8 protein-coding genes and 1 pseudogene are annotated in these 12,153 nt (G+C 72.4%); 5 read left to right on the forward strand and 4 right to left on the reverse strand.

What is annotated here, in order from left to right; genetic code table 11:
• Nucleotides 1-112: 112 nt before the first annotated feature.
• A pseudogene (locus tag AB0I76_RS12300) lies at nt 113-271 on the reverse strand (DUF2510 domain-containing protein); the annotation flags it as partial.
• 171 nt (nt 272-442) lie between these two features.
• Nucleotides 443-1,648 carry a 4-hydroxyphenylpyruvate dioxygenase gene (gene hppD / locus AB0I76_RS12305; protein ID WP_357033799.1) on the reverse strand — a complete coding sequence of 402 codons (1,206 nt, stop codon included), beginning with the start codon at nt 1,646-1,648 and terminating at the stop codon, nt 443-445.
• A 141-nt stretch (nt 1,649-1,789) separates the two neighbouring features.
• Between hppD and AB0I76_RS12310 the strand changes: the two genes are divergently transcribed.
• Nucleotides 1,790-2,275, forward strand: a complete 486-nt coding sequence (locus AB0I76_RS12310) for an Lrp/AsnC family transcriptional regulator (RefSeq protein ID WP_357033801.1) — start codon at nt 1,790-1,792, stop codon at nt 2,273-2,275.
• Here AB0I76_RS12310 and AB0I76_RS12315 read toward each other — a convergent pair.
• A complete protein-coding gene (locus AB0I76_RS12315) occupies nt 2,256-3,248 on the reverse strand; it encodes a helix-turn-helix domain-containing protein (protein WP_357033803.1) in 993 nt (330 codons plus the stop codon). The two genes, AB0I76_RS12310 and AB0I76_RS12315, sit on opposite strands and share 20 nt — an antisense overlap.
• Nucleotides 3,249-3,312: 64 nt before the next feature.
• Between AB0I76_RS12315 and AB0I76_RS12320 the strand changes: the two genes are divergently transcribed.
• The 3 genes from AB0I76_RS12320 (at nt 3,313) to AB0I76_RS12330 (ending at nt 7,821) form a co-directional block, all read left to right on the forward strand.
• The gene (locus tag AB0I76_RS12320) at nt 3,313-4,557 is read left to right on the forward strand and encodes an MFS transporter (protein WP_357033805.1); all 1,245 of its coding nucleotides are present in this window, start codon (nt 3,313-3,315) and stop codon (nt 4,555-4,557) included.
• A 157-nt stretch (nt 4,558-4,714) separates the two neighbouring features.
• A complete protein-coding gene (locus AB0I76_RS12325; protein ID WP_357033813.1) occupies nt 4,715-6,055 on the forward strand; it encodes a PQQ-binding-like beta-propeller repeat protein in 1,341 nt (446 codons plus the stop codon).
• Between the two features lie 98 nt (nt 6,056-6,153).
• Nucleotides 6,154-7,821: a fumarate hydratase gene (locus tag AB0I76_RS12330; protein WP_357033807.1), complete on the forward strand. Its 1,668-nt coding sequence runs from the start codon at nt 6,154-6,156 to the stop codon at nt 7,819-7,821.
• 63 nt (nt 7,822-7,884) lie between these two features.
• On the opposite strand, the gene AB0I76_RS12335 is transcribed toward AB0I76_RS12330, so the two are convergent.
• Nucleotides 7,885-10,275 carry a hypothetical protein gene (locus AB0I76_RS12335; RefSeq protein ID WP_357033809.1) on the reverse strand — a complete coding sequence of 797 codons (2,391 nt, stop codon included), beginning with the start codon at nt 10,273-10,275 and terminating at the stop codon, nt 7,885-7,887.
• A gap of 185 nt (nt 10,276-10,460) precedes the next feature.
• Here AB0I76_RS12335 and AB0I76_RS12340 point away from each other — a divergent pair, with 185 nt between their 5' ends.
• Nucleotides 10,461-11,870 carry a class II fumarate hydratase gene (locus AB0I76_RS12340; protein ID WP_357033811.1) on the forward strand — a complete coding sequence of 470 codons (1,410 nt, stop codon included), beginning with the start codon at nt 10,461-10,463 and terminating at the stop codon, nt 11,868-11,870.
• Nucleotides 11,871-12,153: the final 283 nt, after the last annotated feature.

Raw genomic sequence — 12,153 nt, forward strand, 5'->3', positions numbered from 1 at the left:
GATCGGCGGCGGGGGCATCGGATCATCCTGACAGAACCAGTACGGTGGACGAAGGTCCCTACCGCGGGAGGAGCGACGGTGGCCGGTCAGCCGTTTGCCGGGACGGTGCCGGTGCGGGCGGGGACGCCGGTGCCGGCGGCTCGACCGGTGGCGGACCGTCGGGCGGGGTGGCGTCCAGGGGGATCGGCGCGCCGATCCAGCCCTCGCCGTCCCAGTACCGCCGGGTGTCGCGGTCGACCGGGTCCACGTACCAACCGGGTGCGATGCTCACGTCGCCGCCTCGCTGTGCTCGTTCACGCAGCAACCTTAACGACGGCGCTGCCCCGGGAAGCCGCGGCCGTGATGGCGACAGCTTCGGGGAAGATGCTGTCTGCGGCGCGTGAGAGGGAGCATCTTCCCCGAAGTTGTCGACGGAGCCGCCGGCGGTATGGGGTGCGGCGCGTCAGAGGTTGCCGCGCTTCTCCTGCTCACGCTCGATGGCCTCGAAGAGCGCCTTGAAGTTGCCCTTGCCGAAGCCGAGCGAGCCGTGCCGCTCGATCAGCTCGAAGAAGACCGTCGGGCGGTCCTGCACCGGCTTGGTGAAGATCTGGAGCAGGTAGCCGTCCTCGTCCCGGTCAACCAGGATCTTGCGGGACTTCAGCTCCTCGATCGGCACCCGCACCTCGCCGATGCGGGCGCGCAGCTCGGGGTCGTCGTAGTACGAGTCCGGGGTCTCCAGGAACTCGACGCCGGCCGCGCGCATCGCGTCGACGCTGGCCAGGATGTCGTTGGTGGCCACGGCGATGTGCTGGGCGCCCGGGCCCTGGTAGAACTCCAGGTACTCGTCGATCTGCGACTTCTTGCGCGCGATCGCCGGCTCGTTGAGCGGGAACTTCACCTTGCGGGTGCCGCTCGCGACGACCTTGCTCATCAGCGCCGAGTAGTCGGTGGCGATGTCGTCGCCGATGAACTCGGCCATGTTCGAGAAGCCCATGACCTTCTTGTAGAAGTCGACCCACTCGTCCATGCGGCCCAGCTCGACGTTGCCGACGACGTGGTCGACCGCCTGGAAGAAGCGCTTCGGCTGGAGGCCGGCGTCGATCATCGGCTGCCGGTCCACGATCGGCCGGCGGGCCACGAAGCCGGGCAGGAACGGGCCGGTGTAGCGGGACCGGTCGACCAGCGTGTGCCGGGTGTCGCCGTACGCGGCGATGGCGGCCATCCGGACGGTGCCGTGCTCGTCGCTGACGTCGTGCGGCTCGACCAGGCCGGTCGCGCCCTGCGCGGTGGCGTGGGCGTACGCGGCGTCGACGTCCGGCACCTCCAGGGCGATGTCGGAGACACCGTCGCTGTGCTTCGTGACGTGCTCGGCGCCGGGGGCGTCCGGGCGGACCGCGCCGGTCAGCACGAACCGGGCCGAACCGCTGGTCAGCACGTACTGGGCGTGGTCGCGGTAACCCTGCTCGGGGCCCCGGTACGCGACGCAGGTCATGCCGAACGCGGTGGAGTAGTAGTGCGCGGCCTGCTTGGCGTTGCCCACCAGGAAGTGCACGTGGTCGAGGCCCTTGACCGGGAACGGGTCGTGGCTGATGTCGTGGTCGACGGCTCCGACGAGCCGGTCGACGTCGACGTCCTCGGTCGACTGGGGTCGGTCGATCGCCTGGGTCATGGTGGCCTCCCTCGCGTACCGGCCGGCCTCGTGGGCCGCCGTTTCCGGTGCTTCTTCCGCGAATATCGCCGGACCGGCGCGTACTGGGCAACTGTCACCGTTATGGCTGGTCAGGTTGCGCAAGGCGTAGGGTCTTACCCCGTGAACACTGGTCAGGATGTACAGCTCGACGCGCTGGACGCGCGGCTGATCGAACTCCTCGCCGAGGAACCCCGGATCGGGGTGCTGGAGTGCTCGCGGCGGCTCGGGGTGGCCCGCGGCACGGTGCAGGCCCGCCTGGACAAGCTCCTCGACCGGGGCGTCGTGGGTGGGTTCGGGCCGGAGGTGTCGCCCGCCGCCATCGGGTTCACCGTGACCAGCTTCGTGACACTGGAGATCAGCCAGCGGCACGGCCACGACCCGGTCACCCGCCACCTGGCGGCGATCCCCGAGGTGCTGGAGGCACACACCATCACCGGCTCCAGCGACCTGCTCTGCCGGATCGTGGCCCGCTCCAACACCGACCTCCAGCGGGTGATCGACCAGATCGTCTCGTACGAGGGGATCCGGCGGGCGTCGACGATCATCGCCCTGGCCGAGCAGATCCCGTACCGGGTGCTTCCGCTGATCAGGTCGGCGGCTCGCTGAGGGCGTCGCCGAGGGGGGTGCGCCGGTAGAGGACGGTCCGGCCGGTGCGGGTGCCGACGACCAGCCCAGCGGTGCGCAGCACGGCGAGGTGGTCGCCCACCCCGCCCAGGCTGAGGCCGAGCTGCGCGACGAGCTGGCTGGTGGTGGCCGGTACGGCGAGCGCCCGCAGCACCGCCGCCCGTCCCCGTCCGACCAGTCGGTCCAGCGCGTCCTCCGGGCGGCCCGGGTCCGGTGGCCCGAGCAGCTCCGCGATCCCCGAGGCCCGGTAGACGATCGCGAACGGCCACGGCGGGTACACATAGTTGATCAGGTTGCCGAAGACGGTGGGGATGAAGAGCAGCCCCTGGCCGTCCAGTGAAAACGTGCGCGCGTCGGCGCCGGCCACCTCGATCGCGCCGAGGTCGCCGTCCGCGACCCACCGCAGCCGCGGGTCCAGGTCCGCGACGGCCGCCCCCCAGCCGTACGCGAGCAGTCGGCCGGCCCGGTGCAGCAGGTCCCGCTCCAGGATGGCCCGCAGCCGGGGCCAGTCCGGCTCGACCAGCGTCGTCCAGGCCACCTCGATGGCGTCGGCGAGCAGGTCCACCACGTCCGCCGAGTCGAAGATCCGGCGGGCGTACGCGGGGGGCGTGCGGTGCCCGACGAGGTTGCGACGCAGTTCGTCCCGGGCCTGAGCGAGCGGGGTCGCCCGCACCACGGCCAGCTCCTCGGCGAAGGTCCGCCCGGTCCCGTCGGGCGGGGGCTGGATGAAGTCGGCGTTGTAGCCACCCCGGCGCAGCAGGGCCAGGAACGCCCCGACGGCGGGCTGGTCCCGGCGCAGCCGCTCGTACGCCGGGCGGACCCGGGCGACCCAGGGCGCCAGGGCGGGGGCGGAGCGCTGACCGGCGCACAGCCGTAACGCCGACACCGCCTCGCCGAGCGGGGAGACCGCGTAGCGGCTGGCCGCCATGTCGGCCGGGGTCACCTCGATCCGCATGCTGCACCTTTCGTCCGTCGCCGAAAGGGTAGAGCGGTCGGCCGCCGGTCGGCACGCTGGCCCGGTGACCACGACCAGCACCGCCGCGACCGTCGGCGTCCCGGACCGTCCCGCCACCTACCGGGACGTGTTCGCCGTCCGGGAGTTCCGGGTGCTCTTCGCCAGCTTCGGGATCTTCCTCATCGGCGAGACGGTCAAGATGCTCGCCCTGTCGGTGCTGGTCTACGAGCGCACCGGCTCGGGGCTGCTCGCCGCCCTCGCGTACGTCACCGGGTTCCTGCCGCACGCGTTCGGCGGGGTGTTCCTGCTCGCCTACGCCGACCGGTGGCCGCCCCGGGCGCTGATCGTCGGGTACGACCTGGTGCGGCTGGCCATGGTGGCGGTGCTCGCCTCCGGCGTGCTCGCCCCGGGGGCCATGCTCGGGCTGGTCGCCGTCGTCGGCCTGTTCGGCCCGGTGAGCAGCGCCGCCCGCGCCGCACTGCTGCCCGAGATCCTGCACGGCGACGCGTACGTGCTGGGGCGTTCGCTGCTCACCGTGGCCTCCGGGGGCACCCAGGTCGCCGGGTTCGCGCTCGGCGGGCTGCTGCTCGGGCTGGTCGGCCCGTACGGCGCGCTCTGGCTGACCGCCGCCACCTGCGCCCTCAGCGCGCTGCTCGTCCGCGTGGGGCTGACCGCCCGCCCCGCCCGCGTCCGCGTCGACGCGACGGCCGGACGCGCGGGCGCGATCCGGGAGACGTGGCGCGTCAACCGGTTGCTCCTCGCCGACCGGCGGATCCGGGGACTGCTGCTGGCCCAGTGGCTGCCCGGCGCGCTGCTGGTCGGGGCCGAGGGGGTCGCCGTGCCGTACGCCGCCGGGCTGGGGCCGGGGGCCAATGCCGGCGTGCTGCTGATGGCCGGGGCGTTCGGGATGCTCGTCGGGGATCTGCTGGTGGGGCGGTTCGTGGCTCCGGCCCGCCGGGAGCGGTGGACGCCGTGGCTGGCGGTGCTGCTCGGCGTACCGATCCTGGTCTTCGCGGCCCGGCCCGGCCTCTGGCCGGCGGCGGCCCTGTTCGTGGTGTCCTTCGCCGGGTTCGCCTACCAGCTCGGGTTGGCCCGGCGGTTCCTCGACGCGGTTCCCGAGGCCCGGCGGGGGCAGGCGTTCGGCCTGGTCGGCACCGGTCTGATGGCCGTACAGGGTGGGGCGGCGGCGGGGGCCGGTGCGCTCACCGAGGTGCTCGCACCGGGCGTCGTGATGGCGCTGGCCGGGGCCGCCTCGCTCGTCTGCACGCTCGCGCTGTGGCGGGTGCTGTCCCCCCGAAGTGGAGATTGATCGGCCGACACGCGCCAGCGGCGCCCTCGACGACCGCCGGGGTGGCTACCGTGTCCGGGTGAACGAGAGCCGCCTCGGTGTGCGTGGCTGGCTTCTGCTCGGGTTGGTCACGGTGGTGATCCTCGCGGCCACCGGCGTCTGGAACCCGTTCCCCCGGATGTGGGACTGGGTGAACCGCAGCCAGCCGATCTCCACACCCGACGTCGTCTGGCAGCAGCGCATCGGCGGCACCCCGCGCAGCGTGACCATCGCCGGGGACACCGTCGTGGTCGAGCAGCGCACCCGCGTCGAGGCGCGCGGCCTGGCCACCGGCAGCAAACTCTGGGAGCGCAAGGCCGACTGGGCCGCCGTCGCCGGGGCCGACCGGGACGCCGTCGTCGTCGTGGGCAAGCTCCTGGTCAAGGGGTACGAGGTGCTCGACCCCACCACCGGCGCGACCCGGCGGCGCGACGGGGACGCGGTGGCCGTGTGGACGTACCGCAACCTGCTGCTGGACGCCCGCTGCGTCGACGCCACCGACTGCACGATCAGCGCCTGGGACCCGCGCGGCACGGCTCCGTTGTGGACCGCGTTCGTCCCCGGCGTCCGCAGCGGTCTCCTCGGCGACAACCCCGGCCTGCTCGACACCCGCCGCCTCGACGCACTGCGCATCGACGAGGAGGTGGCCGGCCCGGAACCGGTGCCGGGCCTGCTCGGCTTCCCGATCGACGGGCGGGTGCACGTGCTGGACACCGCCACCGGCCGGGTGGTCGCCGACGTCGAACCGGGCCGCGAGGAGCGGCTGTCGGTGGTCGGGGGCCGGCTGCTGCGGATCAACGCGCGGTCCCAGGACGGGACCTGCTACTTCGCCATCTCCGCCCGCGACCCGGCCACCGGTCAGGAGACGTGGCAGCGGGCCGGGGTCAACCTGCGTACCGCCGACAGCGGCGGCTGCGCGCAGCGGGAGGACCCGCAGGGCGCGCGCAGCGTGCTCCTGGGGGTCGCCCCGGACGGCCGCGAGGCGGTCCTCGACGGGTACGACGGGCGGCTGCTCCTGGTCGCGGCCCCCGGTGAGCGGGTGCTCGCCGTGGACGACCGGTACGCCCTGGTCAGGTCGGCCGACAAGGGCTCGGTGAGCGGACGGGACCTGGGCGGCGGGCGGATCCGGTGGAGCCGCGCGACCGGCGCGAAGGCGGGTGCGGCGCTCACCCCGTACGCGGCCGTGATCGCCGACGAGAAGCCGTCCCGGCTGGTCGCGCTGAACCCGCGTACCGGTGCCGACCTGGCCGTCCTCCGGACCTCCGCGAACGCCCTCGCGGTCGGCCCGAACGGGATGATCATCGGTGAGGGGCGGGAGATCGGCTACGTGCGTTTCGGCGGCGCGGCCGGCGTACCGCCCGGCTCCGGCGACGTCCCCCCGCCCGGCCCGGCGGGCACCGGCGACGATCCCGCGCCCGAGGACAGCTGCGGCCCGAAGCGGGAGCTGTGCCCCGACCCCGACCCGGGCAAGGACGGCTGAGCCGGCCGACCCGCCGCCGGCCGTCGGGTGAGAGCGGCGTCCCAGGACGCACCCGGCGGGTGGGACTGATCGACCGTCCTGCCCTAGGCTTTCCGCTCATGAGCAGTGCCGCCGCGTTCTCGTATGCTCCCTTGCTGCCGACCGGTCCGGACCAGACGGAGTATCGCCTGGTCACCGACGAGGGCGTCGACGTCGTCAACGGTCCGGGGGGCCGCCGGTTCCTCACCGTGGAGCCGGCCGCGCTCACCGCGCTGACCGCCGAGGCGATGCACGACATCGCCCACTTCCTGCGCCCCGCGCACCTCGCGCAGCTCCGGTCGATCATCGACGACCCGGCGGCCTCGCCGAACGACCGTTTCGTGGCGCTCGACCTGCTGCGCAACGCCAACATCGCGGCCGGTGGCGTGCTGCCGATGTGCCAGGACACCGGCACCGCGATCGTGATGGGCAAGCGGGGCCGGCACGTGCTCACCGACGGCAGCGACGCCGAGGCCATCTCGCGCGGCGTCTACCAGGCGTACACGAAGCTGAACCTGCGCTACTCGCAGCTCGCCCCGCTGACGATGTGGGACGAGCGGAACACCGGCAGCAACCTGCCCGCCCAGGTCGAGCTGTACGCCGAGGACCCGGAGGGGCACCCCGACGCGTACAAGTTCCTCTTCATGGCCAAGGGCGGCGGCTCGGCCAACAAGTCGTACCTCTACCAGGAGACGAAGGCGCTGCTGAACCCGACGCGGATGATGCAGTTCCTGGAGGAGAAGCTGCGGCTCATCGGCACCTCGGCCTGCCCGCCCTACCACCTGGCGATCGTCATCGGCGGCACCTCGGCCGAGTACGCGCTGAAGACCGCCAAGTACGCCAGCGCCAAGTACCTCGACGCGCTGCCCACCTCCGGCTCGATGACCGCGCACGGCTTCCGGGACCTGGAGCTGGAGGCGGAGGTGCTGGAGCTGACCCGCAACTTTGGCATCGGCGCGCAGTTCGGCGGCCGGTACTTCTGCCACGACGTCCGGGTGGTGCGGCTGCCCCGGCACGGCGCGTCCTGCCCGGTGGCGATCGCCGTTTCCTGCTCCGCGGACCGGCAGGCGGTCGCGAAGATCACCCCGTCGGGTGTGTGGCTGGAGCGGCTCGAAACCGACCCGGCCCGCTTCCTGCCCGACGTCACCGACGAGACGCTGGACGCCGAGACGGTGGTCCGGGTCGACCTCAACCGGCCGATGGATGAGATCCGGGCCGAGCTGTCGAAGTACCCGGTGAAGACCCGGCTGTCGTTGAGCGGCCCGCTGGTCGTCGCCCGGGACATCGCCCACGCGAAGATCGCCGAGCGGCTCGACGCCGGTGAGTCGATGCCGCAGTACCTGCGCGACCACGCCGTCTACTACGCCGGTCCGGCGAAGACCCCCGAGGGGTACGCCTCCGGCTCGTTCGGCCCGACCACCGCCGGCCGGATGGACGCGTACGTGGAGAAGTTCCAGGCGGCCGGCGGCTCGATGGTGATGCTGGCCAAGGGCAACCGGTCGGCGCAGGTCACCCGCTCCTGCGACCAGCACGGCGGCTTCTACCTCGGCTCGATCGGCGGCCCGGCGGCCCGGCTCGCCCAGGACTGCATCAAGCACGTCGAGGTGCTCGAGTACGCGGAGCTGGGCATGGAGGCGGTCTGGAAGATCGAGGTGGAGGACTTCCCGGCCTTCATCGTGGTCGACGACAAGGGCAACGACTTCTTCGCCGAGGTCACCAAGCCGGTCCTCACCGTCGGCCGACGCTGACGGCACCGTGACGACAGCGGGGCACCGGGCGCTCGGCCCGGTGCCCCGCCGTCGTTCACGGGATCAGCTGTCGATCCAGATGCTGTAGTACGCGGCGCCGGACGTGACGCCCGCCGCCGTCCGGCTCCGCACGGTCAGGTCGTGGCTGTACGCCGTCAGCGGCGTCCAGACCACCTGTGCCGTGCCGTCCGCGTTCGCCGCGACGGACTGCTCGGGGCCACCGTCGAACGAGTAGACGAACTCGGTCGTACCCGGCAGTTGAGCGGTGAGGACGAAGTCGCCGGTCTGCCCGACCGTCGCCCCGCCCTGCCAGCCGAACACCTCCGAGGTGACCAGCGGGCTCTTCGGGTCCACCCGGAACGAGTAGTACTGCGCGTCGGTGGTCTGCCCGGCGGCGGTGCGCGCCCGCACCCGCAGCTCCACCCAGCCGTCGTACTCACTGTTGAGGGTCGTGGGCGTCCACTCGATGGTGGCGGTGCCGTCCGGGTTCGCCGCGACGGTTCGCTCCGGCTCGTCCCGGAACTGGTAGACGTACGAGGTCACGCCCGTGACCTGCGCGTGCGGCGTGAACGTGAAGGTCCCCGGCACGCCGGGGCCACCGCCGGTGGCGATGCTCGGGTACACCTCGGACCGCACCCGCGGGGCGACCGACGCCGGGTAGAACGCGACGCCGGTGCTGGTCGACGTGACCCCGTCGCCGGTCCGGCTGAACACCTCGATGGTGTGGTAGCCCGCGTCCGTCGGGGTGTAGGTGACCGTGGCGCTGCCGTCCGGGCCGGCCGCGACGGTCTGCGGATCGCCGTAGTTGATCGTGTAGACGTACTCGGTGACACCGTCCATGGCCGGGGCGAAGACGAACGTCCCCTCGGTGCCGGCCGGGGCACCGGTCGTCCCGTCGAACGGCCACTGCGGCGAGCTGACGAAGGGCGCGGTACGCACCCAGAACGTGTACGCCGCGTCCCCGGACAGCACCCCGTCCCGGGTCTTGCTGCGGACGTGCAGCACGTTGCGGGTCTCGGTGGGGGTCGCCGTCACCGTGGCGGTCCCGTCGGCGTTCGCCGCCACGGTCCGCTCGGTGCCGTCGTTGAGCCGCCAGACGTACTCCAGCACGTCGGCCATGTTCGGGCTGAGGTTGAACGTGCGCGGCTGACCCAACCGGGCGTCCGGGTTTCCGTCCACCACCGTCGGGGCGGTGTTGCGGACGCGGAACTCGTAGATCGTCTGCGCCGAGCGGTTGCCCGTCCGGTCCACGGCCTGCACGTAGAGACGGGCCGATCCGTACGAGTCCGGGGCATGGCTGATCGTCGCCGAGCCGTCCGGGCCCGCCGGCACGTAGGTCGTCGCGCCGCTCGGCCCGTACCGGTAGCCGACCACGTCGTCGGCCGCGCTGGTGAAGGTGAAGGTGCCGGGAATGCCCGGACCACCGTGGCCGGGGTAGGACCAGCCGGCCGGGTAGTCAGCGGACACCACCGTGGGCGCGGGCGGGCGGACGGTGTCGACCGTGAACCGGCACTCCGGCGACCAGTCGGAGGTGGCGTGCTGGTCGCTGGCGCGCACCGCGAAGGCGTACGTGCCGCCGTTGGCCATGAGGCCGCCCGGCACCGTGTAGGAGAACCGCCGCGGCGCGGAGATCGCGGACGAGGTCCACTCCGTCCGCTCGGTGGGCCGGTCGACCGGCCACCAGGCGAACGTGGCCGTGACCTGGTCCCCGGCGTACGGCTCGACCTTGTCCGGATCGGTCACCTGTGCCGAGAGGATCGGGGTGGTGGTGCCGACGAAACGGTCGTCGGCGCAGGCCAGACCCGCCACGGTGAGCGCGCTCGGTACGTCCGGCGCCCCGTTGACCTCCAGCGACATGCCCGGCTTCTCGATGCGCCGGCCGTAGTGCTTGCTCTCCTCGTGGTCGCCCTTGATCCGGGCCATCAGGGTCAGCGACTCGTTCCCGTCGGCGACCGCCTGCCGCACGGTCTCGACGATCCACGATTCCAGGTAGGTCGTCGGGCAGGGTGCGGTCGGGCCGATGTCGGCGACCTTCTCCCGTACCGCCGGGGCGGTGTTCCAGGTGGGCGGGGCCGTCGGCGTGTCGGTGCGCCACAGCTCCAGCTCGCGGGGCTTCGCGCAGTCGCCGACCGAGGTCTCCCCGGTCTGGATCTCGGCGTGGATGACCTGCTTGCCCCGGTAGGCAGTCAGGTCGAAGGTGAAGTAGGCGCGCGCGGTGTGCTTGACGCCGTCGGCTTCCCAGGTGCCGACCGGGACATCGCCGTCGGTGACGGGAAAGGCGGTGGTCGGCTGCCGTGCGTCGGTGTGGCTGACGTTGACGGGAAGCACCCACTGCCGTACGCCGGCGGTGGCGGGTTGGGCGGCGCAGACGACCGCGCCGGTGGCGGTGAGCAGGGTGGCGAGGCCGGCGGTGAGGAACCGGCGCGGATTGCGCCGATGACGAGCCGCGGGCACGCCGATGGAACCCCCGTGTATGTGCACGTGGAGACCCTCCGGTGGGAGTGGTTGGGATTCCATGATCTTAAGTGTGTCGGTGTCCGGGGTGCTCGGACTTTCGGCCGGGAACGCTCACCCGGGACGTCCGGATCGGGCCGGCGTTCCCCGGCGATCATCTGCACGTCGCCGCGAGGCGCGGCAGGATGGTACGCGTGACGACTCCAGAGGCAGCGGGTTACCGGATCGAACGCGACTCGATGGGCGAGGTGGAGGTGCCCGCCGAGGCGCTGTGGCGGGCGCAGACCCAGCGCGCGGTGCAGAACTTCCCGATCTCCGGCCGGGGCATCGAGCCGGCCCAGATCCGGGCCCTGGCGCAGATCAAGGGGGCCGCCGCCGAGGTCAACGGTGAGCTGGGCGTGATCGACGCCAACGTCGCCGCTGCCATCGCCGCCGCCGCCGCGCACGTGGCCGACGGCGGGTACGACGACCAGTTCCCCGTGGACGTCTTCCAGACCGGGTCCGGCACCTCGTCGAACATGAACACCAACGAGGTCATCGCCACCCTGGCCACCCGGGAGCTGGGCCGGGACGTGCACCCGAACGACGACGTCAACGCCTCCCAGTCCAGCAACGACGTCTTCCCGTCCTCCATCCACCTGGCCGCCACCGAGGCGGTCGCGCGGGACCTGCTGCCGGCGTTGTCGCACCTCGCGCAGGCGCTGGAGGACAAGGCGGTCGAGTTCGCAACCGTGGTCAAGGCCGGCCGTACCCACCTGATGGACGCCACGCCGGTGACCATGGGGCAGGAGTTCGGCGGGTACGCCGCGCAGGTCCGCTACGGCATCGAGCGGCTGGACGCGGCGCTGCCGCGGCTGGCCGAGCTGCCGCTCGGCGGCACCGCCGTGGGCACCGGCATCAACACCCCGTTGGGCTTCGCCGCCCGGGTCGTCGAGCGGCTCCGGGACTCGACCGGGCTGCCGTTGACCGAGGCGCGTAACCACTTCGAGGCGCAGGGCGCCCGGGACGCGCTGGTGGAGACCTCCGGCCAGCTCCGTACGGTCGCTGTCGGCCTCTACAAGATCGCCAACGACATCCGCTGGATGGGTTCCGGCCCCCGTGCCGGCCTGCGTGAGCTGCGCATCCCGGACCTCCAGCCCGGCTCCTCGATCATGCCCGGCAAGGTGAACCCGGTGGTCGCCGAGGCGATGCGTCAGGTCTGCGCCCAGGTGGTCGGCAACGACGCGACGGTGGCGTTCGCCGGCTCCCAGGGCGACTTCGAGCTGAACGTCATGCTCCCCGTGATGGGTCGCAACCTGCTGGAGTCGATCCGGCTGCTCGCCGCGTCGAGCCGGCTCTTCGCCGACCGCCTGGTGGTCGGCCTGGTCGCGGACGCCGAGGTCTGCCTGGCGTACGCGGAGGGCTCGCCGTCGATCGTCACCCCGCTCAACCGTCACCTCGGGTACGACGAGGCCGCCTCGATCGCGAAGGAGGCCCTCGCGAAGCAGATCTCCATCAAGGAGGTCGTGCTGGCTCGGGGCCACGTGGCCTCCGGCAAGCTCACCGAGGTGCAGCTGGAGGAGGCCCTGGACCTGCTCCGCATGACCCACCCGTAGGGCGCGTGCCGACGTCCTCGGCCGAGATCTACTCGATGTGGATGACGTCGGGCCGAAAAGCTCACCCGGACACCCCGACATCAATGACGTCGAGTCGATCATGTCTCGGAAATCCACAGTGTTCTTCGGGCCCGTCCCCGGGCCAGCGCGGTCCGATGCGGGACGCCCCAGCCATCAAGCGGTCGAACAGGACCTGGCGGGGCCGGTGCTGTGCTTCGGGGCGTACACCTGGAAGGTCTTCGTGGCGGCGCCGCCACGGCGGCCGTGACCGCCGGGGGCGGTC

It is taken from the genome of Micromonospora sp. NPDC049799, assembly GCF_040656655.1.
Lineage (GTDB): Bacteria > Actinomycetota > Actinomycetes > Mycobacteriales > Micromonosporaceae > Micromonospora.

Bases quoted from the DNA above. Each gene is read 5' to 3' on its own strand.
- hppD (WP_357033799.1), bottom strand. From the start codon at position 1,648: ATGACCCAGGCGATCGACCGACCCCAGTCGACCGAGGACGTCGACGTC.
- AB0I76_RS12315 (WP_357033803.1), bottom strand. From the start codon at position 3,248: ATGCGGATCGAGGTGACCCCGGCCGACATGGCGGCCAGCCGCTACGCG.
- AB0I76_RS12325 (WP_357033813.1), top strand. From the start codon at position 4,715: ATGTGGGACTGGGTGAACCGCAGCCAGCCGATCTCCACACCCGACGTC.
- AB0I76_RS12330 (WP_357033807.1), top strand. From the start codon at position 6,154: ATGAGCAGTGCCGCCGCGTTCTCGTATGCTCCCTTGCTGCCGACCGGT.
- AB0I76_RS12340 (WP_357033811.1), top strand. From the start codon at position 10,461: ATGGTACGCGTGACGACTCCAGAGGCAGCGGGTTACCGGATCGAACGC.